This is a genomic window from Dactylosporangium sp. NPDC005572, from assembly GCF_040605515.1.
In the GTDB taxonomy this organism is placed as follows: Bacteria; Actinomycetota; Actinomycetes; order Mycobacteriales; family Micromonosporaceae; genus Dactylosporangium.
The window spans coordinates 1-25,029 of the sequence record NZ_JBEXCY010000087.1; the positions used below are offsets into that span (position 1 = coordinate 1).

At 70.6% G+C, this 25,029-nt stretch carries 25 protein-coding genes; 8 read left to right on the forward strand and 17 right to left on the reverse strand.

Going from position 1 to position 25,029, the window contains the following annotated elements; all coding sequences use genetic code 11:
* The 7 genes from ABZS66_RS33020 to ABZS66_RS33050 all read right to left on the reverse strand — a co-directional run.
* A partial coding sequence (locus ABZS66_RS33020) for a sigma-70 factor domain-containing protein (protein ID WP_354764654.1) occupies positions 1-305 on the reverse strand: 305 nt, incomplete at its 3' end.
* 229 nt (positions 306-534) lie between these two features.
* A complete protein-coding gene (gene dtd, locus ABZS66_RS33025; RefSeq protein ID WP_354764584.1) occupies positions 535-957 on the reverse strand; it encodes a D-aminoacyl-tRNA deacylase in 423 nt (140 codons plus the stop codon).
* On the reverse strand, positions 957-2,420 hold the full coding sequence (locus ABZS66_RS33030) for a methyltransferase (RefSeq protein WP_354764586.1): 1,464 nt from the start codon (positions 2,418-2,420) through the stop codon (positions 957-959). The genes dtd and ABZS66_RS33030 overlap by 1 nt, the downstream gene beginning before the upstream one ends.
* Positions 2,421-2,437: 17 nt before the next feature.
* Positions 2,438-2,779, reverse strand: a complete 342-nt coding sequence (locus tag ABZS66_RS33035; protein ID WP_354764588.1) for a hypothetical protein — start codon at positions 2,777-2,779, stop codon at positions 2,438-2,440.
* A 31-nt stretch (positions 2,780-2,810) separates the two neighbouring features.
* Positions 2,811-3,260: a hypothetical protein gene (locus ABZS66_RS33040; protein ID WP_354764590.1), complete on the reverse strand. Its 450-nt coding sequence runs from the start codon at positions 3,258-3,260 to the stop codon at positions 2,811-2,813.
* A 10-nt stretch (positions 3,261-3,270) separates the two neighbouring features.
* On the reverse strand, positions 3,271-3,738 hold the full coding sequence (locus ABZS66_RS33045; protein WP_354764592.1) for a hypothetical protein: 468 nt from the start codon (positions 3,736-3,738) through the stop codon (positions 3,271-3,273).
* A 14-nt stretch (positions 3,739-3,752) separates the two neighbouring features.
* Positions 3,753-4,196 (reverse strand): hypothetical protein, encoded by a 444-nt coding sequence (locus ABZS66_RS33050; protein WP_354764594.1) that lies wholly within the window; start codon positions 4,194-4,196, stop codon positions 3,753-3,755.
* A gap of 71 nt (positions 4,197-4,267) precedes the next feature.
* Between ABZS66_RS33050 and tsaA the strand changes: the two genes are divergently transcribed.
* Entirely contained in the window at positions 4,268-4,678 is a 411-nt protein-coding gene (gene tsaA, locus ABZS66_RS33055; RefSeq protein WP_354764596.1) for a tRNA (N6-threonylcarbamoyladenosine(37)-N6)-methyltransferase TrmO, read from the forward strand.
* Positions 4,679-4,748: 70 nt separating this feature from the next.
* Here the strand turns inward: tsaA and ABZS66_RS33060 are convergent, their stop codons facing one another.
* From ABZS66_RS33060 to ABZS66_RS33070, 3 genes are all read right to left on the reverse strand, one after another.
* Positions 4,749-7,589 (reverse strand): vitamin B12-dependent ribonucleotide reductase, encoded by a 2,841-nt coding sequence (locus ABZS66_RS33060; RefSeq protein ID WP_354764598.1) that lies wholly within the window; start codon positions 7,587-7,589, stop codon positions 4,749-4,751.
* Positions 7,590-7,644: 55 nt separating this feature from the next.
* A complete protein-coding gene (gene nrdR / locus ABZS66_RS33065) occupies positions 7,645-8,196 on the reverse strand; it encodes a transcriptional regulator NrdR (RefSeq protein WP_354764600.1) in 552 nt (183 codons plus the stop codon).
* A gap of 279 nt (positions 8,197-8,475) precedes the next feature.
* Positions 8,476-8,763 carry a LysM peptidoglycan-binding domain-containing protein gene (locus ABZS66_RS33070; protein WP_354764602.1) on the reverse strand — a complete coding sequence of 96 codons (288 nt, stop codon included), beginning with the start codon at positions 8,761-8,763 and terminating at the stop codon, positions 8,476-8,478.
* A gap of 405 nt (positions 8,764-9,168) precedes the next feature.
* On the opposite strand from ABZS66_RS33070, the gene lexA reads away from it, so the two are divergent.
* On the forward strand, positions 9,169-9,849 hold the full coding sequence (gene lexA, locus ABZS66_RS33075) for a transcriptional repressor LexA (protein WP_238016138.1): 681 nt from the start codon (positions 9,169-9,171) through the stop codon (positions 9,847-9,849).
* Positions 9,850-10,025: 176 nt separating this feature from the next.
* Here the strand turns inward: lexA and ABZS66_RS33080 are convergent, their stop codons facing one another.
* The gene (locus ABZS66_RS33080) at positions 10,026-11,480 is read right to left on the reverse strand and encodes a hypothetical protein (RefSeq protein WP_354764604.1); all 1,455 of its coding nucleotides are present in this window, start codon (positions 11,478-11,480) and stop codon (positions 10,026-10,028) included.
* Positions 11,481-11,711: 231 nt separating this feature from the next.
* The gene (gene hflX / locus ABZS66_RS33085; protein ID WP_354764606.1) at positions 11,712-13,130 is read right to left on the reverse strand and encodes a GTPase HflX; all 1,419 of its coding nucleotides are present in this window, start codon (positions 13,128-13,130) and stop codon (positions 11,712-11,714) included.
* A 149-nt stretch (positions 13,131-13,279) separates the two neighbouring features.
* Here hflX and ABZS66_RS33090 point away from each other — a divergent pair, with 149 nt between their 5' ends.
* On the forward strand, positions 13,280-14,713 hold the full coding sequence (locus ABZS66_RS33090; protein WP_354764607.1) for an NAD-dependent malic enzyme: 1,434 nt from the start codon (positions 13,280-13,282) through the stop codon (positions 14,711-14,713).
* A 99-nt stretch (positions 14,714-14,812) separates the two neighbouring features.
* Here the strand turns inward: ABZS66_RS33090 and dapF are convergent, their stop codons facing one another.
* The 3 genes from dapF to ABZS66_RS33105 are packed head-to-tail and all read right to left on the reverse strand — an operon-like array spanning position 14,813 to position 17,233.
* Positions 14,813-15,667, reverse strand: coding sequence for a diaminopimelate epimerase (gene dapF, locus ABZS66_RS33095; protein WP_354764609.1), 855 nt, complete (start codon positions 15,665-15,667; stop codon positions 14,813-14,815).
* A gap of 4 nt (positions 15,668-15,671) precedes the next feature.
* Entirely contained in the window at positions 15,672-16,565 is an 894-nt protein-coding gene (miaA, locus tag ABZS66_RS33100) for a tRNA (adenosine(37)-N6)-dimethylallyltransferase MiaA (protein WP_354764656.1), read from the reverse strand.
* Positions 16,556-17,233, reverse strand: coding sequence for a class III extradiol dioxygenase subunit B-like domain-containing protein (locus tag ABZS66_RS33105; RefSeq protein WP_354764610.1), 678 nt, complete (start codon positions 17,231-17,233; stop codon positions 16,556-16,558). Before ABZS66_RS33105 ends, miaA begins: the two co-directional genes overlap by 10 nt.
* A gap of 195 nt (positions 17,234-17,428) precedes the next feature.
* Between ABZS66_RS33105 and ABZS66_RS33110 the strand changes: the two genes are divergently transcribed.
* Positions 17,429-18,637, forward strand: coding sequence for a DUF349 domain-containing protein (locus ABZS66_RS33110; RefSeq protein ID WP_354764612.1), 1,209 nt, complete (start codon positions 17,429-17,431; stop codon positions 18,635-18,637).
* Positions 18,638-19,239: 602 nt separating this feature from the next.
* Here the strand turns inward: ABZS66_RS33110 and miaB are convergent.
* Both miaB and ABZS66_RS33120 read right to left on the reverse strand, forming a co-directional pair.
* Positions 19,240-20,709 (reverse strand): tRNA (N6-isopentenyl adenosine(37)-C2)-methylthiotransferase MiaB, encoded by a 1,470-nt coding sequence (gene miaB, locus ABZS66_RS33115; protein WP_354764614.1) that lies wholly within the window; start codon positions 20,707-20,709, stop codon positions 19,240-19,242.
* 13 nt (positions 20,710-20,722) lie between these two features.
* Positions 20,723-21,508, reverse strand: coding sequence for a 5'/3'-nucleotidase SurE (locus tag ABZS66_RS33120; protein WP_354764616.1), 786 nt, complete (start codon positions 21,506-21,508; stop codon positions 20,723-20,725).
* Between the two features lie 115 nt (positions 21,509-21,623).
* Here ABZS66_RS33120 and ABZS66_RS33125 point away from each other — a divergent pair, with 115 nt between their 5' ends.
* The 4 genes from ABZS66_RS33125 (at position 21,624) to ABZS66_RS33140 (ending at position 25,008) form a co-directional block, all read left to right on the forward strand.
* Positions 21,624-22,367, forward strand: coding sequence for an amino acid ABC transporter ATP-binding protein (locus tag ABZS66_RS33125; protein ID WP_354764618.1), 744 nt, complete (start codon positions 21,624-21,626; stop codon positions 22,365-22,367).
* Positions 22,368-22,434: 67 nt separating this feature from the next.
* Positions 22,435-23,403, forward strand: coding sequence for a glutamate ABC transporter substrate-binding protein (locus ABZS66_RS33130; RefSeq protein ID WP_354764620.1), 969 nt, complete (start codon positions 22,435-22,437; stop codon positions 23,401-23,403).
* 82 nt (positions 23,404-23,485) lie between these two features.
* Positions 23,486-24,142 (forward strand): amino acid ABC transporter permease, encoded by a 657-nt coding sequence (locus ABZS66_RS33135; RefSeq protein ID WP_354764622.1) that lies wholly within the window; start codon positions 23,486-23,488, stop codon positions 24,140-24,142.
* On the forward strand, positions 24,139-25,008 hold the full coding sequence (locus ABZS66_RS33140) for an amino acid ABC transporter permease (RefSeq protein ID WP_354764624.1): 870 nt from the start codon (positions 24,139-24,141) through the stop codon (positions 25,006-25,008). Before ABZS66_RS33135 ends, ABZS66_RS33140 begins: the two co-directional genes overlap by 4 nt.
* Positions 25,009-25,029 lie beyond the last annotated feature (21 nt).

Below are 25,029 nucleotides of genomic sequence, written 5' to 3' on the forward strand. Positions count from 1 at the left end.
CCCTCCTGGATGAGGTCCAGGAACGCCATGCCACGGCCCGTGTACCGCTTGGCGATACTGACCACCAGCCGGAGGTTGGCCTCCAGCAGGTGGGCCTTGGCGGCACGACCCTCGCGGACCACGATCTCGTACGTGTTCATCCACGCGGGGTGCACGTCGCCGTTGGTGAGCTTCTCCTCGGCGTACAGTCCGGCCTCGATCTTCTTCGAGAGCTCGACCTCCTGCTCGGCCGTCAGCAGCTTGGTGCGGCCGATGGTGTTGAGGTAGGCACGAACGAGGTCCGCTGAGACGCCCGCGGTGTCGATCTGGGGCTCGTGCTGCTCGTCGGCCTCAAGCTCCGAGACGTCCGTGGCGTCCGTCGCGTTGAAGTCCGTGGAGTCCGTGGTGTCAGTCAGCGGCTGGGCCACTTCGCTCGCCTCCCGTGGTCTTGACAAGTGGCGCGATCATTCCTACGGGAAGAAGCTTCGCTGAGCGGGCGTGAAGTGGCGGTGAGGCGGCGGAGCCGTGGCACGAATCCGTGAGTCCCGGTGGCGATCAGACCTCCAGCAGCACCGTCCGTGGCCCCACGTTCACGCTCTCGACGAGCATGTGGGTGCGGAATCGCCCGGTTTGGACGGATGCGCCGCGGGCGCGAAGCGCCGCGCAGAACTCCTCGATCAAGGGCTCGGCGACCTCGGGCCGGGCGGCGGCGATCCAGGTCGGCCGCCGGCCCTTGCGGGCGTCGCCGTAGAGCGTGAACTGCGAGACGACGAGCAGCGGCGCACCGACGTCGGACGCCGACTTCTCGTCGTCCAGGATGCGCAGTTCGTGCACTTTGCGGGCCATTGTCACAGCCACCGCCGAGTCATCCGTGTGGGTCACCCCGACCAGCACCAGCAAACCGTCGACGATCGAGCCCACCACGGAACCGGAGACCGTCACCGATGCCCGGGAAACGGTCTGGACCAATGCCCGCATCAGGTCACCGGCAGCAGAATGCCGCGCTCGACCAGGTGCGACACCAGCGGCACCGCGACTTCCAGCAGAGCATCCGGCGGTACCTCATGCGCCAAGGCCAGCACGTCGACCTGGTCCCGCAGGGTCACCGACCCGTCACACGCTCCCACCAGGGTCAGCGCGACCGGGTCCACCTCCTCGATCCACCGCAGCCCGTCGGTCAGGGTCAGCAGCTGCCGCTCGACCTCCCAGCCCTCCGGCCCGCGCACCGCCTCCTGCCGCAGCCGCAGCCCGGGCGCCGCCCGGAACCGGGTGGCGAGCAGGTCGCCGTGGCGCAGGAGGTCCTGCCGCTCGAACCAGTCGGCGACCAGCGGGCCGAGGGGGCCGTCGACGGTCTGCCGGAGTTCCTCGATGCGCACCGTCGGGTCGTCGTTGCCGCCGGCCCGCAGCGTGATCAGCCCGAACCCGACGGCGTCGACCTTCTGTGCGTCGAACCAGTCCAGCCACGCCGCGGCGAGGGCCGGCTGGGCCCGCGGGTCCTCGCTCGCGTCGCTGAGCCAGAGGTTGACGTACCCCACGGGATCGGACACCTCGCGCTGGATGACCCACGCGTCGAGGCCGGTCCCGGCCAGCCAGTCGGCGACCCGGTCCTCCCAAGACTCGCCGGCGACGTGCAGCCAGTTGGCCAGGAACTGCATGTGCCCGCCGTCGGCCAGCAGCCCCGGCGCGGCCGCGACGAGCTCGGCGCACACGGCGTCGCCGGGCCGGCCGGAGTCGCGGTACACGTGGTCGGAGAAGCCCGGCCCGGCGACGAACGGCGGGTTGCTCACCACCAGGTCGAAGCGGCGGCCGGCGACGGGGGCGACCAGGTCGCCCTCCAGCAGTTCCCAGTCGAGCCCGTTCAGCGCGGCGGTGGTGGCCGCGAAGCGCAGCGCCCGGGGCAGGACGTCGGTCGCGGTCACACGGCCGGCGTGGGTGGACAGGTGCAGGGCCTGGACGCCGCAGCCGGTACCCAGGTCCAGCGCCGAGCCGACGGGCGACCGCAGCGTCGCGGCGGCCAGCGTCGTCGACGCCCCGCCGACGCCGAGCACGTGGTCGCCGGGCAGCGGGCGGCCGGGTCGCATGCCGGCGGACAGGTCGGCGACGACCCACCAGTCGCCATAGGGCTCCAGCTCGACGGCGGCGCGCACGCCGTCCCCGTCGGCCTCCAGCAGCGCCGCCGCCGACTCCAGCGGCAGCGGCGCGAGCGCGGCGGCGACCCGGTCGAGCGGCTCGGTCTGCCCGCAGATGAACAGCCGGATCAGGGTGGCGAGCCGGCCGGGGTGGTCCTCGGTGATCCTCAGCGCGGCCCGGAAGTCGTTGCGGGCCGTAGCGTCCGTCGCGGCGGGGCCCAGACGGTCACGGATCCCCTGAGCGGTGTACCCGGCCGAGGCGAGCGCCTCGCGCAGCCGGGCCAGTCCGGCGGTGTCTAGCAGTGCATCCACCCTGACATCCTGCTACGTCAACGCTGATCGATCCCGATGCAGGCGACGACCCGGCTGGCGTCGGCGGTCAGGAAGAGCTGGAAGTGCGTCGGCGGGTCCTCGATCTTGGCCTCGCCGGTGCGCAACGGGCGGTCGCCGGACGCCTCGAGCTGCTCGAGCGCCTCGGCCCCGCCGAGCATCGGGTTGCCGATCTTCGCCAGATGCTTCGCCCGCCGGGCGTACATCTGGGTCAGCTCGTCGGCCGGAATGGTGTGGTCCCAGACGACGAAATCCGCTCCGGCGCGGATCGCGTCGCCGCACGCTTCGAAGGCTGCGCCCGGCTCCTCCGCGAGGAGCCGGAGCAGTGCTTCACGGTCCATGGTCTATATGACCACAAGACGGGACATTCCACTAGACGCCGCAGTTCTTCAGTTCCGCCTTGATGGCCTGCGGTACCACGTTGTCACAGACGCCATCGGTTCCGCCCGTAAGCGCGACCCACATTTTCTGCGTGGCGTCGTAATGGAACAGGACGGTCGCCGGGTCGACATTCGCCGGCTGGGCCTTTGCCGTCGCGTAGTCCTGGACGCAGCTGATGTCGGTGAGGCCCGCGCCGAGCACGATGTCCGACGACAGCTTCGCGTTGGCGTTGAACGCCTTCTCCAAGGTGGCCGAGTCGACCGGGCAGCCGGCCTGCGGGCTCGCGCCCGGCTTGGTCGGCGCCGGGCCGGTCTGCGGGGGCAGGGACTCCTCCGGGCTCGGCGCGAGGGTGGTCGGCGCGATGCTCGGGGTCGAGCCGCCGCCGGAACAGCCGGTGAGCATTCCGGCGACGGCCAGGGGGAGAATCAGTTTCTTCAGCACATCGAGGAATTTACTGGTTGCAATGCTTCAACTTCGACTGCACCGTGGGCGGAACGAGGTTACGGCAAGGGTTGTCGGTCCCGCCGGCAAGGGCGGTCCAGCTCTTCTTGCCCGTGTCGTACTTGAACACGACCACGGCGACGTCCATCTGGTCCGGCTGGGTGAGGGCGGTGGCCCATCCCTGGTAGCAGCTGATCTCGGCGAAGCCCTTGCCGAGGATGACCGCCTCGGACACCTTCTTGCTGGCCTCGTAGGCCTTCTTGAGGGTCGCGGCGTCGACCGGGCAGCCGTCCTTGCCGACCGAGGTCGACACGGACGGCGCGGCGCTCGACGGCGCCGCGCTGGAGGGTGCCGCGGCGCTCGACGGCGCCGCGCTCGACGGCACGGCCCCCGCGGTGGAACCGCCGGGCTCCTCGGAGGAGCAGCCGGCGAGCGCGATCGCCGCGAAGGCGACCGGCAGGAGGATCTTCTTCAGCATGACGACACCTCGGCCTAAACGCAGTTCTTCAGGTGCGGCTGGATCGCCGCCGGAACGTTCGCCTTGCAGACCTGGTCGGTGCCGCCCATGACCGCGGCCCAGGTCTTCTTCGGGCTGTCGTACTTGAACACCACCACGGCGGGATCCGTCTGCGTCTCGGGCTGCGTGAGCGCGGTGGCCCAGCCCTGGTAGCAGCTGATGTCCTTGAAGCCCTTGCCGACCAGGATCGAGCCGGCGACCTCCGCGTTGGCCTGGAACGCCGTGCGGAGGGCCGCGGCGTCGACCGGGCAGCCGCCGTCCGCGGCCGCCGCGCTCGACGGGGCCCCGCTGGAGGGTGCGGCGGCGCTGGACGGCGCGGCCGCGCTCGTCGCCGCGGCGGTGGTTTCGGCCGGCTCCTCGGACGAGCAGCCGGCGAGTGCGATCGCCGTGAGGGCGACCGGCAGAAGAATCCTCTTCATCACACGCGGAATCTTGAGGCTTCCCAGAATCGCGTGGTTGTCGGCTTGTCGACACGCGGTACCGTCGTGACGTGAGTGAATTCCCGGTCCGGGCCGTGGCCTGGGTGGAGTCCACATTGGATGATCGCGCCGCCGCGCCGAAGCAGGGTGACGAGGGTGCGCCCGACTGCTGGGTGCGGTTCGCGCCGGGCCTGGAGCCGGCACTGGACGGGCTGGCGCCGGGCGCCGAGGTGCTGCTGCTGACCTGGCTCGACCGGGCCGACCGGGCGGTGCTCGCGGTACACCCGCGGGGCGACACGAGCCGGCCGCGCACCGGCGTGTTCGCCACCCGCTCCCCCGACCGGCCCAACCCGATCGGGCTGCACCGCGTGACGATCCTGTCGCTCGACGGCCTCGCCATGCGGGTGCGCAACCTGGAGGCCCTCGACGGCACCCCGGTGCTGGACGTGAAGCCGCTGCTGGGCGACCCGGGCGACCGCTAACCGGACGGCGGGCGCTGGAAGTCAGCGCCCGCCGTCCGTCACGTGCTGTATCGGTGGTACTCCTGGACGATCAGCTGCAGCCGCTGGTGGAGCCGCAGCCCTCGCAGACGTAGCAGGAGCCCGCCGGGCGCATCTTCGTGCCGCAGGTGAAGCACAGCGGCGCGTCGGCGGCCTTGCCCTGGACCAGCTCGAGCAGCTCGGTCGAGGAGCCGGCCAGGCGCGGCGCGGCGATCTCGACCGGCTTGGCCTTCTCGACCGGCTTCTCGGCGGCCTTCACCACCGGGGCGCTGTTGCGCATCTCGGTCAGGTCGACGTCCGTCTCGCCGGCCGCCTCGGCGCGCAGCTGGGCCGCGCGCTCGGCCGACGTCAGGACGCCCAGCTCCGAGCGGGTGTCGAAGTCAAGGAAGTCCAGCGCCAGGCGGCGGAAGATGTAGTCCATCACCGAGCTGGCCAGCCGGATGTCCGGGTCGTCGGTCATGCCCGCCGGCTCGAACCGCATGTTGACGAACTTGCTGACGTAGGTCTCCAGCGGCACGCCGTACTGCAGGCCGATCGAGATGGCGACCGAGAACGCGTCCATGACGCCGGCCAGGGTGGAGCCCTGCTTCGACATCTTGAGGAAGACCTCGCCGAGGCCGTCGTCCGGGTAGGACGACGCGGTCAGGTAGCCCTCGGCGCCGGCCACGGAGAACGAGACCGTGGAGCTCGGCCGCTTCTTCGGCAGCCGCTTGCGCACCGGACGGTACTCGATCACCTTCTCCGTCTTGACGACCACCTCGGCCGGCTCCTCGGCCTTCTCTTCCTTCTTGGAGCTGCTCACCGCCGACAGCGGCTGGCCGACCTTGCAGTTGTCGCGGTAGATCGCGAGCGCCTTCAGGCCGAGCTTCCAGCCCTGGTAGTAGATCTCCTCGACGTCCTCGACGGTCGCCGACTCCGGCATGTTGACCGTCTTGGAGATGGCGCCGGAGATGAACGGCTGGATGGCCGCCATCATCCGCACGTGACCCATCGGCGCGATCGTGCGCTCGCCCATGGCGCAGTCGAACACGCTGTAGTGCTCCGGCTTGAGGCCGGGCGCGTCGACGACGTGGCCGTGCGTCGAGATGTGCTCGACGATCGCCTCGACCTGCTCCTCCTGGTACCCCAGGGTGCGCAGGGCGCGCGGCACGGTCTGGTTGACGATCTGCATCGAGCCGCCGCCGACCAGCTTCTTGAACTTCACGAGCGCAAGGTCCGGCTCGACGCCGGTGGTGTCGCAGTCCATCATCAGGCCGATGGTGCCGGTCGGGGCGAGCACGCTGGCCTGCGAGTTGCGCCAGCCCTGCTTCGCGCCGATCTCGTTGCCCCGGCGCCACTCCTCGGTCGCCGCGACCTTGATGGCGGCATCGACGGTGCCGAGCGTGTCGATCGCGTCGTTCGCCGCGGCGTGCTTCGCCATGACCCGCTGGTGCGGCTTGGCGTTGCGGGCGTAGCCCTCGTACGCGCCGACGACACCGGCCAGCTCGGCCGACCGGCGGTACGCCGTGGCGCTCATCAGGCTGCTGATCGTCGCGGCGACGGCCCGGCCCCCCGCCGAGTCGTACGCGAGGCCGCTCGCCATGAGCAGGGCGCCGAGGTTGGCGTAGCCGATGCCCAGCTGGCGGTAGGCGCGGCTGGTCTCGCCGATCTTCTCGGTCGGGAAGTCCGCGAACGAGATCGAGATGTCCATCGCGGTGATGATGAACTCGACCGACTGCACGAACCGCTCGTGGTTGAACGAGCCGTCGGTGCCGAGGAACTTCAGCAGGTTCAGCGAGGCCAGGTTGCAGCTGGAGTTGTCGAGGTGCATGTACTCGCTGCACGGGTTCGACGCGGTGATCCGGCCGGTCTCCGGGCAGGTGTGCCAGTCGTTGATCGTGTCGTCGTACTGGATGCCCGGGTCGGCGCACTCCCACGCCGCCTGCGCGAGCTTGCGGAACAGCTGCTTGCCCTTGACCGTCGACACGACGCTGCCGTCGAGCCGGCCGCGCAGCGCGAACTCGGTGTCGTCCTCGACCGAGCGCATGAACTCGGCGGAGACCCGGATCGAGTTGTTGGCGTTCTGGTACTGGACGCTGACGATGTCCTTGCCGCCGAGGTCCATGTCGAAGCCGGCGTCGCGCAGGGCGCGGATCTTGTCCTCTTCGCGGGCCTTGGTCTCGATGAACTCCTCCACGTCGGGGTGGTCGACGTCGAGGATGACCATCTTGGCCGCCCGGCGGGTGGCGCCGCCCGACTTGATGGTGCCGGCGGAGGCGTCGGCGCCGCGCATGAACGACACCGGGCCGCTCGCGGTGCCGCCGCTGCTGAGCAGCTCCTTCGAGGAGCGGATCCGGGACAGGTTCACGCCGGAGCCGGAGCCGCCCTTGAAGATCAGCCCCTCCTCCTTGTACCAGTCGAGGATCGAGTCCATCGAGTCGTCGACGGCGAGGATGAAGCAGGCACTCACCTGCTGCGGGCTCGGCGTACCGACGTTGAACCACACCGGCGAGTTGAAGCTGAACACCTGGTGCAGCAGCATCCAGGTCAGCTCGAGACCGAAGATCTCGGCGTCCTGGTCGGTGGCGAAGTACCCGTGCTCCTGCCCGGCCTTCGTGTACGTCGACACGACCCGGTCGATCAGCTGGCGCAGCGACCGCTCACGCTTGTCGGTGCCGACGGCGCCGCGGAAGTACTTCGTCGTGACGATGTTCGCCGCGTTGACGCTCCACGTCGTCGGGAACTCGACCCCCCGCTGCTCGAAGTTGATCGAGCCGTCCCGCCAGTTCGTCATGACGACGTCGCGGGTCTCCCACTGCACCTCGTCGTAGGGGTGGACACCCTCGGCCGTCCACACCCGCTCGACACGCAGCCCCTTGCGTGCCGATGCCTTCGTCTTCGTCTCCCCCGCCATCCGCGGCCCCCTCTGGTTGCTTCCCTGTGGTGGTTTACGTCTTCGGTGCCTCGCGTCAGGCGCCCGGGCGTGCGGTCGCCGTCAGCCCGTTGTCGGCCGCGTCGGCGGCCTCCCCCTGTTGTCTGTTGCTGTGCTTGTCGGGCCTCGGCTGGGTCTCGCCCGCCGCACCTGCCCGCAGCGACGCGATCTCCCGCTCGAAGTCGCTCAACGAGTCGAACGACCGGTAGACGCTGGCGAACCGCAGATAGGCGACCTCGTCCAGGTCCCGCAGCGGCGTCAGGATGGCCAGCCCGACCTCGTGACTGGGCAGCTCGGCGGCGCCCCGCGCCCGCACGGTCTCCTCGACCTTCTGCGCGAGCAGCGCGATGGCGTCCTCGTCGACCGGCCGGCCCTGGCAGGCCTTCCGCACCCCGGCGATGATCTTCGAGCGGCTGAACGGCTCGGTCACCCCGCTGCGCTTGACCACGGCGAGCACGGCCTCCTCGACGGTCGTGAACCGCCGGCCGCACTCGGGACAGGACCGGCGCCGCCGGATGATCTGGCCATCCTCGGCCTCGCGGGAGTCCACGACCCGCGAGTCGGCGTGCCGGCAATACGGGCACCGCATTCGATGGACCTTCTCTCAGTCTACGCCGGATATGTCCGGATAAAACGCACACGAACGTCCAGCGGTCGCCCCTTGAGCGGGACTCCGCCGGAAAACTACGGTCGGTAAGGGTGATTGCCGGATCCACAACCTGTGGAGGACTTACAACCCTGTAACTACTACATCTAGGGGTAGACGCTATGCCGACGACTACGTGGACGCAAGTCAAACACGGATCCCCACCCGAATGTGTCGCCCGTCTCAACCGGCTGGACGGCCAGGTGGCAAGGTTCGCGCTGGTCAGCGCGTGCGCGGCAGGATCAACCGCTGGCCGGCGTCGATCCCGTACCCGTCCAGGCTGTTGAGACGGCGGATGTCCTCGACCGTCGCGTCGCGCCCGCGGTCGCCCTTCACGCGGCCCGCGATGTCCCAGAGCGTGTCGCCCGGCTGCACGATGACGGTCGGCGCCGGGCCGGGTGGGTCGGCGGCCTGCCCGGGCGCCGAGACCAGCGCGGCGAGCCCGCCGAACACGACGACCAGGAAGCCGAACACCACGATGCGACCCCGGCGGGTCAGGCGGATCGGCATGTCAGCCCTCGCTTCCGTACAGCCGTTCGATCGAACGGACGTACGATTTTCTACCAGAGCGAGGAGACTGGATTCAAGCGACTCGCCGAAAAATCGGCGCGCCACGTAGTACAGATGTTTGAAACTGTCGCACCTCGGCGTTACGGTGATCCACACACGATCAAGGCGTTTGATCGGGATACCCGAAATGTGCGACAAACCCGGGCCGCCACCCGAAGGCGGGCCGGAAAGACGGACCGGCCCCACGGTTCGTCCGCGGCGCAGCACTGCTGCGCGCGCCAACAGAGGGAGGACGACGTGTCAGCCGACGACCGCACCGACGCACCCGCGAGCAAGCCGGCCGAGGTCACCGCGATTGGCAGCGGCGCCCGCCGCGGCGCCCGGCGGCGCGGCGGCGAGCCGGAGATGCGCGCCGTCACCGCGGTGGTCAGCGCCTTCCCCGACCTGTTCGCCGCCGACCTGACCGTCCGCCAGCGCCGCATCCTGGAGTTCATCCGCAGCGCCGTCGAGCGCAACGGCTATCCCCCGAGCGTCCGCGAGATCGGCGAGGCCGTCGGCCTGGTCTCCCCCTCCAGCGTGGCCTATCAGCTGAAGGAGCTCGAGCGGAAGGGCTATCTGCGCCGCGACCCCAACCGCCCGCGCGCCGTTGACGTCCGCCCGCCGAGCGAGCTGGTCGCCGTCGACGAGGAGGCCGCGCGTGCCGCCCGCCCGAGCCCGGCGTACGTGCCGGTCCTGGGCCGCATCGCCGCCGGTGGCCCGATCCTGGCCGAGCAGGCCGTCGAGGACGTCTTCCCGCTCCCCCGCGAGCTGGTCGGCGAGGGCACGCTCTTCATGCTCCAGGTCAAGGGCGACTCGATGCTCGACGCGGCGATCTGCGACGGCGACTGGGTCGTGGTCCGCCAGCAGCCCAACGCCAACAACGGCGATATCGTGGCCGCCATGCTGGAGGGCGAGGCCACGGTGAAGACCTATCGCAACCGCGACGGCCACGTGTGGCTGATGCCGCAGAACGCGGCCTTCGACCCGATCCCGGGCGACCACGCCACGATCCTGGGCCGCGTGGTCACGGTCGTCCGCCGCATCTGACCCACCGACGCTGCCTACCGACAGAGCCCTGCCTCCGCTGCTGGGCTCTGTCGCTTTCTCGCACCGCGGTGACCTACCCAAAGCGGCGATCACGCCCGGCCTTCATGATCAAGGGAAACTTCTGGTCGCTATGACAGCCAGGTTCTTCCCTTGATCACGGGATGGCGGCAGGCGCGTCAGCGGTGGGGGGCGTAGCCGCGCTCGCGGCCGTCGTAGTCGTCCGGTTGCTGGCCCCGGCCGCCGTACACGCCCCGGGTGCCGTTGCCGCCCGGCGCCGGGGGTGGGAAGCCGCCCGCCTGGCCGAAGCCGCGCGGGCCCGGCGGCTGGGCGTCGTAGCCGCCCGGTGATGAGCCGTACGTGCCGCCCTGGGACGAGCCGTAGGTCCCGCCACCCGAACCGCCGCTGCCGTAGGTCGAGCCGCCGCCGCTGCCATACGTGGTGCCGCCGCCCGAGCCGCCGCCGTAGGTTGTGCCCTGCGGGGCCGGGGACGACGGGGCGCCGCCGTAGACGTTGCCGCCACCGCCACGGCCCGCCGGGGCCGGCTGGGCACCGTAGACCGTGCCACCGCCCCGCGGGCCGTCGCCGTCCGGGCCGCCATCGGGGCCGCCGAAACCGCCCGGGCCGTCGCCGTCCGGGCCACCGCCCGAGACCGAGGCGCGGGCGCCGGCCGGGCCGGCCAGGCGGCGGGCCGCCCGCGCGCGGCGGATGCCGACGATGCCGGCCACCACCAGGCCCAGGCCGACGATGCCGATCGCGGCGACCGCATACGTGATGTCCTGGAGGGTCAGGCTCGCCAGGAAGCCGGGGTCGTCGGAGTTCGGCGTCGGCAGGTTGGCCCCGTTGCCCTTGTCCGGCGAGATGTTCGTCGGCGTGTACCGCAGTAGCGGCGCCTTCTTCGAACTGTCGAGGTCGGAGGCCGTGATGTACGTCTTGCCGTCCGCCGAGTACGTGATCGCCTCGCCCTGCGCCTCCATGGGCAGCGGGGTGATGCGCGGCTTGCCGCTGGTGATCGCCTTGACCACCTCGCCGCCCTTGACGTCGAACTCGTAGGCATCCGAGTAGGTGCGGATGACGACCTTGGCGCCGTCGGGGGACGTGGCGGCGCCGGTGATCAGCTTCCAGCCCAGCAGGCCCAGCGGGTTGGCCGTCTTGGTGTCCTGCGGGTTGAACTGCCCGACCTTCTTCAGCTTCACGCCCGCCTCGGTCTTCGGCTGCAGCGGGCCCTCGGGGACCCACACCTCGCCGACCGGGGACTTGGTGATGATGATCGGGCTGCCGTCGGCGGCCAGGAGCAGCGCCTCGGCGTCGCGCTTCTTGCCGTCGGGGTAGGCCAGGCGGTTGATCGTCGGCTCCTTGGAGCCACTCGGCAGGCTCCACACCGCGACCGTCTTGCGCGGCTCCTTGGTGCCGCCGCTGGCCTCGTCGTTGTCGCCGAGGTCGCCGATCCAGAACGTGCCGTTCTTGTCGACGGCGAGGTCCTCGGGGTCACGGGCGGGGGTCGGGTAGTTGATCGTGCTGAGCAGCTTGCAGCTATTGTCGAGCTGGTAGATCTTGGGCTTGCCGCTGGGCTGGCTGTCCTGCACCGCCATGAAGCCGTTGGCGGTGGCCACCAGGCCCGAGATCTCCGTCACCTGCTTGTTGTCGGGGATGCAGACGGTCTGTCCGGCGCCCGCGACGGTCGGCGACGGCTGCCCGGAGGGCGAGGGTGCGGCGGCCGCTGGTGCTGCTGAAACCCCAGCCAACAGACTGAGAACAGCAGCAGTACAGAAGCCCACCCGCAGTCGCATCGGACAAGTTTGGCAGAGCCGGACCGTGCGTGGGGGTGCCCGGTCCGGCTCTCACTCCGCGTAATCGCAAAAAACCTACGAAGACACCACAAACTGGGCAAGCTCCGCAGCCAGCGCGTCGTTCACCCGAGCGCGGATGCGCGTTCCCTCGGCCAGATGAGCGGTTTCGAGCACCTCGCCGATCGAGTGGACGCGCGCGACCAGGTCGCCCCGGTCGTACGGGACCACGGCCTGGAGCTCGATCGCCGGCCACGGCAGCCGCTGCTCGACGGCGGCCCGCACGTCCTCGATCCCGACCCTGGTGCGCGCGGACGCGAACACCGCGTCGGGCCACAGGCGCTTGAGCCGCAGTTGCGTCTCCTCGTCGGCGGCGTCGACCTTGTTGACCACCAGCAGCTCCGGTACCGCGTCCGCCCCCACCTCGGCGAGGACCTCCCGCACCGCCCGGACCTGCTCCTCCGGGTCGGGATGGGCACCGTCGACCACGTGCAGCACGAGGTCGGCCTCCGCCACCTCCTCCAGCGTCGAGCGGAACGCCTCGACGAGCTGGTGGGGCAGGTGCCGGACGAACCCGACCGTGTCGGACAGCGTGTACAGCCGCCCGTCGGCCGTGCGGCTGCGCCGGGTCGTCGTGTCGAGGGTGGCGAACAGCGCGTCCTCGACCAGCACGCCGGCGCCGGTCAGCCGGTTGAGCAGGCTGGACTTGCCGGCGTTGGTGTACCCGGCGATGGCCACGCTCGGCACCCGGTTGCGGCGCCGGGTCGCCCGCTTGGTGTCGCGGATCGTCGCCATTGCGGCGATCTCGCGCTTGAGCCGGGCGATGCGGTGCCGGATGCGCCGCCGGTCGGTCTCCAGCTTCGTCTCACCGGGACCGCGCAGACCCACGCCGCCGTTGCCGCTGGCGGAGCCACCGGCCTGCCGGCTGAGGGCCTCACCCCAGCCACGCAGCCGCGGCAGGAAGTACTGCAGCTGGGCCAGCTCGACCTGGGCCTTGCCCTCCTTGCTCTTGGCGTGCTGGGCGAAGATGTCGAGGATCAGCGCCGTGCGGTCGATGACCTTGACGTTGACCCGCGACTCCAGCGTGCGCAGCTGGGACGGCGACAGCTCGCCGTCGCAGATGACGGTGTCGGCGCCGGTGCTCTGGACGACCGAGCGGAGCTCGTCGACCTTGCCCCGGCCGATGTACGTCGACGAATCGGGCCGGCCACGCCGCTGGATCAGCCCGTCGAGCACCTGGGACCCGGCCGTCTCGGCGAGCGCGGCCAGCTCGGTCAGGGAGTTCTCGGCGTCGGTGGCGGTGCCTTCCGTCCACACTCCGACCAGAATCACCCGTTCCAGGCGCAGTTGTCGGTATTCGACCTCGGTGACGTCGGCGAGCTCGGTGGACAGGCCGGCGACGCGACGGAGGGCGTGACGCTCCTCGAGTTCCAGCTCGCCCGTGTCGAACTCGACATCGTCCGCGAGGTCCTCGAACGTCGCTCGTGCTCGCAACATGTACTCCTAGGGACTGCCGATACAACTCGTCAATCGTGACACCTCAAGCACCCGATGGCACTTGATATTGGTCGCACGTGCATCGACCTGTCACGATCACGCGGTCCCCGGTGCGGCCAGGGGGTGGGTGAGCGAGTGAGAATGGGGCGGTGACACCTGCCACACACCGTTTGCCCAGCGCCGGGTTTTCCATCACGATCCGTGTCTCCGTCCGCGCCGACGCCTCCGCGATCGGCCGCCTGACCACCGCCGTGGGTGAGGCCGGCGGTATCGTCACCGCCGTCGACGTCGTCGACTCCGACAGCAACAACGTCGTCGTCGACCTCACCACCGACACCGCCGACTCAAGCCACGCCGAGCAGGTCGTGGCGGGCCTGGAGAAGCTCGACGGGGTCGACGTCCGCAAGGTCTCCGACCGCACCTTCCTCCTGCACCTCGGCGGCAAGATCGAGGTCGCCCCCAAGGTCGCGCTCCGCAACCGCGACGAACTGTCCCGCGCCTACACGCCGGGCGTGGCGCGCGTCTGCCTCGCCATCGCCGAGAACCCCGACGACGCCCGCCGCCTCACGATCAAGCGCAACACGGTCGCCGTGGTGACCGACGGCTCAGCCGTGCTCGGGCTGGGCAACATCGGCCCGTATGCGGCGATGCCGGTCATGGAGGGCAAGGCCGCCCTGTTCAAGCGGTTCGGCGGGGTCGACGCCTGGCCGGTGGTCCTGGACACCCAGGACACCGAGGAGATCATCTCCATCGTCCGGGCGATCGCGCCGGCCTACGGCGGCATCAACCTGGAGGACATCGCGGCGCCGCGCTGCTTCGAGATCGAGGAGCGGCTGCGCGACCTGCTCGACATCCCCGTCTTCCACGACGACCAGCACGGCACGGCCATCTGCGTGCTGGCCGCCCTCACCAACGCCCTGCGCGTGGTCGGCAAGCCGATCGACCAGGTGCGCGTGGTGGTCAGCGGCTCCGGTGCGGCCGGTACGGCGATCATCAAGCTGCTGCTGCACCAGGGCGTCGGCGACGTGATCGCGACCGACCGGCCCGGCGCGCTGCACCGCGGCATGGCCAACCTGTCGAACTCCTGGCAGTGGCTCGCGGACCACACCAACAAGAACAACTACAGCGGCGACCTGCGCGGGGCCCTGCGCGGCGCCGACGTCTTCATCGGCGTGAGCGCCCCCAACCTGCTCACCGGCGACGACATCGCCACGATGGCGCCGAACTCGATCGTGTTCGCCCTGGCCAACCCCGACCCCGAGGTCGACCCGCGGGAGGCCCGCGAGCACGCCGCGATCGTCGCCACCGGCCGCTCCGACCAGCCGAACCAGATCAACAACGTGCTGGCCTTCCCGGGCGTGTTCCGCGGCATGCTCGACGCCCAGGCCCGCGAGTTCACCGAGCCGATGGCCATCGCGGCGGCCCAGGCGATCGCGGACACGGTCGGCGAGGACAAGCTCAACCCGACGGTCATCGTCCCGAGCGTCTTCGACGCCCGCGTGGCCCCCGCGGTCGCCGCGGCGGTCCGGGCCGCGGCGAAGGGCCCGGTCCTGGACTCGACCCCGGAGCCCCCGTCCTCATAGGCCCACGCCCCACCCAGCCGCGATCTTGGACTTGCGGTCCGCGCTTTTTCCGGCGAATCCGGGACCACAACTCCAAGATCGCGGCGTGAAGGGCCGCGGCTACGAGTGCAGTGGGGCCAGCTGGCGGATGGCCTGGGCGTCGACGTCGCCGTGGGCGACGATCACCGCCGGGCCGCGCAGCAGGCACTCCGACGGGGTCGAGGTCACCGTCAGGCGGCCGCCCGGCACGTCGACGACCACCACGCCCGACTCCAGGCCGGCGTGGTGCAGGGCCACCGCGGCCACCGCGCAGACGCCGGAGCCGCAGGACTGGGTCTCGCCCGAGCCGCGCTCGTAGACGCGCATCCGGCGGTACAGGTCGGCGCCCACCGGTGGGTTGCCGACCGCGGCGAACTCCACGTTGACGCCAGCCGGGAAGATCAGCGGGTCGATCGCCGGAGCGGTGGCCAGGTCGAGCCGCTCCAGGGTCGCCTCGTCGACCGGGCAGACCAGGTGGGGGTTGCCGACGTCGACCGCGGTGCCGGTGAAGACGGCGCTGTTGGTGCCGGCCTCGCTCTGCACGTACACCCGGGGCACCGGCATCCCGGCGGTGATCTCCTCGCCCATGGTGACCGGCACCACACCCGCCCGGGTGACCAGGTTGAACGAGCCCTCGGGGGCGACCAGGCCGGCCTCCGCCAGGTACCGCGCGTAGACACGCACGCCGTTGCCGCACATCTCCGACTGGGAACCGTCCGAGTTCCAGTAGTCCATGAACCACTCGGCCGTACCCGCCGAGGCCTCGGCGTCGGGGTGGGCGGCGCTGCGGACCACGCGCAGGACCCCGTCGGCGCCGATCCCGCGGCGGCGGTCGCACAGCGCGGCGACGAACGCCGGCGTCAGCGGGAGCACACCGTCGGGGTCGGGCAGGATGACGAAGTCGTTGCCCGTGCCATGGCCTTTTGCGAAGCGCATGGCGTCAATCTTGCCGCACGAGCTCCAGCGCCGCCTCCGTGATGTCCGCCGCGGCACCGTCGAGCCACACGATTCGCTGGTCGCGGCGGAACCACGAGCGCTGCCGCCGCACGAAGCGCCGGGTGGCGCGCACGGTCTCGGCCCGCGCTTCCTCCTCCGGAAGGGTGAGGATCTGGTGGTACCCCAGCGCCCGGCCGGCCGTGCGGCCCTCCCGCAGCCCGTGGCGCTCCAGCTCGCGCGCCTCGGCGACCAGCCCCGCCGCCCACATGGCGTCCACCCGCCGCGCGATGCGGGCGTCGAGCTCGGCGGTGTCGACGTCGACGCCGATCTGGATGCTGTCGTACACCGGGCGCGGCTCGGGCAGGCGCGCGGTGAACGTCGACCCGGTGAGCGCGTTGACCTCCAGCGCGCGGACGATCCGCCGGCCGTTGCTCGGCAGGATCCGCTCGGCGGCGACGGGGTCGGCCGCGGCCAGCCGGGCGTACAGCGGCGCCGGGCCCACCCGGGCCAGCTCCGCCTCCAGCTCGGCCCGCAGGTCGGGGTCGGTGCCGGGGAACTCGAAGTCCTCGAGCACGGCCCGCACGTACAGGCCCGAGCCGCCGACCAGCAGCGGCACCCGGCCGCGGGCCGCCACGTCGTCGATCGCCGCGCGGGCCAGCTCCTGGTAGACGGCCACGCTGGCCGGCTCCGTCACGTCCCAGATGTCCAGCACGTGGTGCGGCACGCCCTCCCGCTCGGCGACGGTGAGCTTGGCGGTGCCGATGTCCATCCCGCGGTACAGCTGCATCGAATCGGCATTGATGACCTCACCCTGCAGCGCGTGGGCCAGGCGCAGGCTCAGGGCGGACTTGCCGGCCGCGGTCGGGCCGACGATGGCGACGACGGTGGTCACCGCCAGCTCGCCACCAGGTAACCGACGCCGTACGGAGCGTCGTCATACAGGACCTCGGTGTGCGACCAGGCGACGTCCCCGGCCGCCCCGGCGAGCACCTGCCACGGCGCCCGGCCGGCCACGAGCAGCTCGCCGGCCAGCCGCGGGTCGACACCCAGGAGGGCCTCCGTGTCGGCCTTGGCCAGGGCGTCCGCCACGGCGGCGTCGAAGCGCCCGGCGCGCGGGTCGAGATACCCCGGCGCCTTCTCGCTGCGGCAGGCGGACGCGTCGCCGAGGACCAGCAGCCCGACCCGGGCGGCCTCGCCGGCGAGCGCTCGACCGAGTTGTGCGCATTCGTCCGGGGAGGCGGCCGCCGCGACGCTCTGGAAGCCGGTCGCGGCCGGGGCGAGCCAGGCGCCGATGAGCAGGCTGAGGGGCAGCGGGTCGCCACCGGGCGTCCCGACCGGGCGGTCGATCCCCCACGGGGACAGGGTCCCACCGAAGGGGGGCCGACGGCGTACCGTCGTGGTATCGGCACCAACCACAACGAGCGAGTCGACCGAGGCGCTGGTCAGGTGGGCCACGGCGACGTGGCAGGCAGACCGCAGGTCGTCGAGCTCGTGCGCCGCTCCGGCGGCCACCTCCGGCAGCAACAACGGCGGATGTGGGCAGACCGCGGCGGCGACGAGTGACACGGCTTAACGTTATCGGGGACGGTCGTTGCCCGGCCGTGCGGCCCGTGCTTGGCACCGGAATGGTCACGGTTCGGCCGCAGGCCCTCGACCGGCCCCGGGGCACACCTGTGACAATGCCCTGGGGAACTTTGCTGTGCGATGGCGGCGCGACGGTGGGATACCCGATCCTACGGGCGCCGGGAGCGAGGATGGCAGATGAGCGAGCCTACGACGTTTGGACGGATCGACGCTGACGGCAACGTCTTCGTGAAGACGGCCGCGGGGGAACGGGCCATCGGGTCCTGGCAGGCCGGGACGCCGGAGGAGGGCCTCGCGCACTTCGCGCGCCGGTTCGCCGACCTGGTGACCGAGGTCGACCTCATCGAGGCCCGGCTCGGCAGCGGGGCAGCCGACGCCGGTCAGTCGTTGTCCACCATCCGCCGCCTGCGCAGTGGCCTGGACGAGGCCCACGTCGTCGGCGACATCGACGGGCTCGCCGCCCGGCTCGACAAGCTGACCACGATCGCCGAGGAGAAGGCCGGCGCCGCCCGCGCGGCGCGCGACGCCGCCCGCGCCGAGGCACTGGCCCGCAAGACCACCCTGGTGGAGGAGGCCGAGCTGATCGCCGCCGACGCGACCGGCTGGAAGACGGCCGGTGACCGCCTCAAGGAGATCCTCGACGAGTGGAAGTCGATCCACGGCGTCGAGAAGAAGGCCGAGGGCGAGCTCTGGAAGCGGTACGCCGCCGCTCGCGACGCCTTCACCCGCCGCCGGGGCGCCCACTTCGCGTCCCTCGACGCGAGCCGCAAGCAGGCCCAGAGCCGCAAGGAAGAGCTGGTCATCGAGGCCGAGCAGATCGCCGACTCCACCGAGTGGAACGCGACCGCCGCCCGCCTCAAGGACCTCATGACCGAGTGGAAGGCCGCCCCGCGCGCCGCCAAGGAGACCGAGCAGCGCCTCTGGGAGCGGTTCCGCGCCGCCCAGGACGCGTTCTTCAAGCGCCGGTCCGAGGTGTTCAGCGCCCGCGACGCCGAGTTCAAGGGCAACCTGGACCGCAAGCAGGAGCTGCTCGCCCAGGCCGAGTCGCTCGACATCGACGGCGACCCGAAGGCCGCGCAGGCCAAGCTCCGCGAGATCCAGGGCACCTGGCACGACGTGGGCCGGGTCCCGCGCGAGGCCCAGGCCGGCCTGGACCGCCGCCTGCGCTCGGTCGAGGACAAGGTGAAGTCGGCGATGGACGCGGCCTGGCGCCGCACCCCGCCCGAGGCGAGCCCGCTGCTGGCCCAGATGCGCGAGCAGGTGGCGCGGGCGGAGCAGCAGCTGGCGAGCGCTCAGGCCGCCGGCGACCAGCGCCGGATCCGCGAGGCGGAGAAGGCCCTGGAGTCGAAGCGCAAGTTCCTGGCGATGGCCGAGCACACGGGCTGAGGAAGCTTTCTCAGTGACGGGCACAGCCCGTCCGACATAGAAAAGTTGACCACTACACGCGCCCTGCGTGTAGTGGTCAACGTCGTTTTCCGCCTTGTTCGCCGCGGCCAGCCGGCGACTTTCCGGACAAATCACCCAGGCCGATGGCCGCCGCCCATGATCATGGGAAACATCTGGTCGCCAGGACAGCCAAATACTTCCCACGATCATGAGGTGCCCCCTGGGTCCAGGCCCGGCGGCACCCTCCGGCGACCGTCCTGGCCGCATGATCGCGGTTCCGCACCTCCGCGCAGGATGCGGCCCCAGGCTCGCCGCGACCGACACATCAGCTTTGATGCATCAGGCGTGATGCATCAGGCGTGATCGGTCCTCTCGGCCGCCGCCGCCGTCGCGCCGCCCCGCGCCGCCCCGCGCCGCCCCGCGAGCCTCGCCGATCTTGGAGTAGTAGTCGGAAATATCCGATAAAGGGGGACGAATTCAAGTCCAAGATCGCGCGCCATTCTGCAGCCAGCAAATCCGGCCAGCGTTCATGGACACCGCCGCGGAGGTCTACGCCGATACGAAGCGGCCGGCGCTGGGGGCGGGGCAGGGCTCGGCGGTGGTCAGGTGCAGGAGGTTGCTGCCGGCTGGGGTGGTGGGGCGCCGATCGACGGCATGCCCAGCGCCACACCCGGCGTGCGGGTCACGCGGCCGGCCTCCCAGGCGTCGCCCGCCCGGGTGCGGCGGTGCGACAGGAGCGGGCCGTCCGCGTTCAGGTGGTGCGGCGCCGCGTACGTCACCGTGGTGTGCACGATGTCGCCCGGGCGGATGCCGGCGGCAGCGTCGGCCGCGAAGTGGACCAGGCGGCCGTCGCGCGCGCGGCCCGACAGGCGGCCCGTCGTGGTGTCCTTGCGGCCCTCGCCCACCGCGACCAGCACCTCGAGCGGCGTGCCGACCAGCTTCTTGTTCTCGTCCCAGCTGATCTCCTCCAGCGTGGCGATCAGCCGGTCGTAGCGCTCCTGGACGACCGCCTTCGGCACCTGGTCGTCCATCGTGGCGGCGGGGGTGCCGGGGCGCTTCGAGTACTGGAACGTGAAGGCGCTCGAGTAGCGGGCCGCGCGGACCACGTCGAGCGTGCGCTCGAAGTCGTCGTCGGTCTCGCCCGGGAAGCCGACGATGATGTCCGTCGTGATCGCGGCGTCGGGCATCGCGGCGCGGACCTTGTCGATCATCTCCAGGTAGCGGGAGGAGCGGTACGAGCGGCGCATCGCGCGCAGGACCGAGTCGGAGCCCGACTGGAGCGGCATGTGCAGGGAGTGGCACACGTTCGGCGTCTCGGCCATCGCGGCGATGACGTCGTCGGTGAAGTCCTTCGGGTGCGGGCTGGTGAACCGGACGCGCTCCAGGCCATCGACGTCGCCGCAGGCGCGCAGGAGCTTGCCGAAGGCCAGGCGGTCGCCGAACTCGACGCCGTACGAGTTCACGTTCTGCCCGAGGAGCGTCACCTCCAGTACACCTTCGGAGGCCAATGCCCGGACTTCAGCCAGGATGTCGCCGGGGCGGCGGTCCTTCTCCTTGCCGCGCAGCGCGGGCACGATGCAGAAGGTGCAGGTGTTGTTGCAGCCCACCGAGATCGACACCCAGCCGGCGTAGGTCGACTCGCGGCGGGTCGGGAGCGTGGAGGGGAAGACCTCCAGCGACTCCAGGATCTCGACCTCGGCCGAGGCGTTGTGCCGGGCCCGCTCCAGGAGCACCGGCAGGGAGCCGATGTTGTGCGTACCGAAGACTACGTCGACCCACGGCGCCTTGCGCACGATCTCGCCGCGGTCCTTCTGCGCCAGACAGCCGCCGACGGCGATCTGCATGTCCGGCCTGGCGTTCTTCGTCGGGCGCAGGTGGCCGAGGTTGCCGTAGAGCCGGTTGTCCGCGTTCTCCCGCACCGCGCAGGTGTTGAACACGACGACGTCGGGGTCGCCGTCACCGGGCACCGGCACGTAGCCGGCGTCCTCCAGCAGCCCTGAGATGCGCTCGGAGTCGTGCGCATTCATCTGGCAGCCGTACGTGATCACCTTGAAGGTGCGGGAAGCAGTCATGGCAGCGTGAAGTCTAGCCCCCGACGTGGTCACCGGCCGGATCCACCAGCCCGGGCAGCGGTACGTCCACCGCCTCGTGCGGCGGGCGGATCGGGGTGACCGCGACATACCCGTCCAACAGCCATGCGTCGTCACTGCCCGGCTCCGCGCCGGATTCGAGCTGCTCCAGCGACATGCGCACGTAGCCGTGGCCCTGCTCCAGCAGCGTCATCTGCACCATGCCGAACTCGGCGAGGTGGGCCCGCCGGTAGCCGCGCAGGTCGCCGGCGGGCACGTTGGGGACGTTGACGTTGAGCACGAACGGGCCGGTGCACAGCGGCAGGAGGTCGCCGGCCACCTCGGCGGCGGTCTCCCAGTGCGGTACCGCGTCCGAGCGCGGGTCGAAGGAGACGTCCAGCGAGACGGCCATCGCCCGGCAACCGTTGTCGACCGCGGTGAACGCCGCGCCGACGGTGCCGGAGTGCAGGACGGCGGCGCCCGTGTTCGGCCCGCGGTTGATCCCCGACAGGACCACGTCCGGCGGCTCGCCGAACGCGCCCCGGGTCGCGATGAGCACGATGAACGCGGGTGAGGCGGAGACGGCGAACGACGGTACCGTCGAAAGCATCCCCGGCAACGGGCGCCCGGCCATCGCGATGCGCCCGCCCGCATCGACCGCGGTCAGTGACGCGCTCGCGCCGCTGGCCTCCTTCGCCGGCGCGGCGACGACGACCTCGTGCCCGGCCCGGACGGCGGTGGCCGCGAGGGCATGGAGGCCGGGGCTGTCGATGCCATCGTCGTTCGTGACCAGAATTCGCATGGTCAACAGTGTCGCAGGGGGTCGCCGTTATCCGTCCGTGACCGCTTCGCGGCAGATCGAGGGCATTGGCACCGCTAACGTTTCCGGGAAAGCGACCCACCCAGTGAGGCGGACGATGACGGACGAGCCTTTGATCGTGCTCAATGGCGTGAACAAGTGGTTCGGTGATTTGCACGTCCTGAAGGACATCAACCTGTCGATCGGCCGCGGCGAGGTCGTGGTGGTCGTCGGGCCCTCCGGATCGGGCAAGTCGACGCTGTGCCGCGCGATCAACCGGCTGGAGCCCATCAGCCAGGGCGAGATCGTCTTCGACGGCACGACGCTGCCCGAGGAGGGCCGGCCGCTCGCGCGCCTGCGCAGCGAGGTCGGCATGGTCTTCCAGTCGTTCAACCTGTTCGCGCACAAGACCGTGCTCGAGAACGTGATGCTCGGCCCGATCAAGGTGCGCAAGGAGAAGGCGGCGGCGGTGCGCGAGCGGGCGATGTCGCTGCTCGACCGGGTGGGCATCGGGCAGCAGGCACAGAAGTACCCGGCGCAGCTCTCGGGCGGCCAGCAGCAGCGCGCGGCGATCGCCCGGGCCCTGGCCATGCAGCCGAAGGCCATGCTGTTCGACGAGCCGACGAGCGCACTCGACCCGGAGATGGTCGGCGAGGTCCTCGACGTGATGACCGGGCTGGCGCGGGAAGGCATGACCATGGTCGTGGTCACCCACGAGATGGGATTTGCCCGCCACGCCGCCAACCGCGTCGTCTTCATGGCCGAAGGCCAGTTGGTGGAGGAAGCGCCGCCCACCGAGTTCTTCGCGAATCCCCGCACCGACCGGGCCAAAGACTTCCTCTCGAAGATCCTGACGCACTGACCGGTGCGTTTCCCGGCCGCTCGGCGATCCCGGGCGGCTTAGCGGTAATGGAAGGAGTACGCAAGACATGCGAATCACGCGGATTGCGGCGGTCGCCGCCGTCGCCACGCTGGCGCTGGGCCTTGCCGCCTGTGGCAAGGAGGGCGACCCGGTCCCCGAGACCCCCGGTGGCGCCACGGGTTCGAACGCGCCGGCCAGCGACACCTGCACCTCGTCGGGTGCCACCTTTACGCCGGCGAGCAACGTTGCCATCACCGGCAGCCCGACGTACGACAAGATCAAGTCGGCCTCGAAGGTCGTCGTCGGCGTCAAGTTCGACCAGCCGAACCTCGGCTACAAGGACGCGAGCGGCAAGCGCTGCGGCTTCGACATCGAGATCGCGCAGTACATCGCGTCGAAGCTGGGCATCGACCCGGCCAAGATCGAGTACAAGGAGATCCCGTCCGCCAACCGCGAGACGGCGATCAAGAGCGGTGAGATCGACTACTACGTCGGCACCTACTCGATCACCGACAAGCGCAAGGCCGACGTCTCCTTCGCCGGTCCGTACTTCATCGCCGCCCAGGACCTGCTGGTCCGCAAGGACGAAACGTCGATCACCGGCTCCGACTCGCTCAAGGGCAAGACGGTCTGCTCGGCGACCGGCTCCACCCCGATCCAGCGGGTGCGCGACCAGAAGCTGACCGAGCCCGGCGGCAAGATCGTCGAGTTCGCCACCTACTCGGAGTGCGTCTCCCAGCTGATCGACAAGAAGGTCGACGCGGTCACCACCGACGACGCGATCCTCAAGGGCTACGCGGCGCAGAACCCGGCGCTGCTCAAGGTCGTCGGCAAGCCGTTCATCAACCCGGCGACGAGCCAGCCGTACCCCGAGAAGTACGGCATCGGCCTGAACCACGACGACAAGGCCCTGCGTGACGCGATCAACGCGGCCCTGGAGTCGGCGTTCGGCGACGGCACGTGGCAGAAGGTCTACGACGGCACGCTCGGCAAGTCCGGCTCGGCGGCCAAGCCGCCGGCGCTCGAGAAGTACTAGTCGACACCGTGAGGGGCGCCGCCGGTGGCGGCGCCCCTTCCATCTCCAACCGAAGCCTCCAACCGAAGCGACCGAGGTCTGCATGGGTTCGTTCCTGAGCGTTCTCACCGACAACTGGGACATCATCGGCCCGAACTTCCTGGCGACGATTGAGCTGTTCCTGATCGCCGCCGTGGGCTCTCTGGTCGTCGGCACGCTGCTCGCCGCGATGCGGGTGTCACCGGTCCCGGCGCTGCGCGCGTTCGGCACGTCGTACGTGCTGCTGCTGCGCAACACGCCGCTGACGCTGGTCTTCGCGCTGCTGGTCTTCGCCGTGCCGAAGCTCGATGTCAACATCGACTACTTCCCGAGCGCGTGCGTCGCCCTCGTCGCCTACACCAGCGCGTTCGTCTGCGAGGTGCTGCGCTCCGGCATCAACACGGTGCCGGTCGGGCAGGCCGAGGCCGCCCGCGCGCTCGGTATGACGTTCACCCAGGTGCTCGGCTCGGTCGTGCTGCCCCAGGCGTTCCGCAACATCGTGCCGCCGATGATGAGCGTGCTCATCGCGATGCTCAAGAACACCACCATCGCGGCCGGCTTCTCGGTCGCCGAGGCCGGCGCCATCCGCGCCTACCTGGCCGAGCGCGGTGAGAACCAGATCCAGGTCCTGCTCTGGGTCACGATCGGCTTCCTGATCATCATCGCCCCGCTGGTCTACCTCCAGCGGCGGCTGGAGCGGCGCTGGAAGGTCGCGCGATGACAAACGTCCTGTACGACCTGCCCGGGCCCAAGGCACGGGTCCGCTACCGGATCATCGGCGTCGTGAGCGCCCTCGCCATCGTGGCGCTGCTCGTGTACATCGTGTGGCGCTTCAACGAGACCGGCCAGTTCGACTCGGTGAAGTGGCAGCAGTTCCAGTACACGGCGATCCAGGAGCAGCTGCTCGACGGCTACCTGACCACGCTGCGCGCGGCCGGCGCCGCGGCGGTGCTGGCGCTGCTGTTCGGTGCGCTCTTCGCCACCGGCCGGCTGAGCGACCACGCCTGGTTCCGGGCGCCGTCGACGTTCGTCGTCGAGCTCTTCCGGGCGATCCCGCTGCTGATCCTGATCTTCTTCGCCTACTACGGCCCGCTCCAGCTCGGCTTCAAGATCGAGCCGTTCTGGCCGCTCGTGCTCGGCCTCACGCTGTACAACGGATCCGTCCTTGCCGAGATCTTCCGGGCCGGCATCGAGGCGGTGGCCCGCGGCCAGTCCGAGGCCGCCTATGCCCTCGGCATGCGCAAGACGCAGGTCATGACGCTGATCCTGCTGCCACAGGCGGTGCGCTCGATGCTCCCGGCGATCGTCAGCCAGATCGTCGTGCTGCTGAAGGACACCGCGCTCGGCTTCATCATCACCGTGCCGGAGCTGCTCTTCGTGGGCAAGCAGATCGGCGGCCGGCTCGCCTTCGGGCTGCCGTACGTGCCGAGCTACCTCGTCGTCGCGGCGATCTACATCGCGACCTGCGGCCTGCTGAGCTGGTTCGCGTGGTGGCTGCAGCGGCGCCTGAACAGGGGCGGTCGCCGAATGAAGACCACCGCCCGGCCCGTTCCCGTGACCGCAGAGACCGGCAGTGCAGCCGTTTGAGCAGCTCCAGCCGTTTTCGGT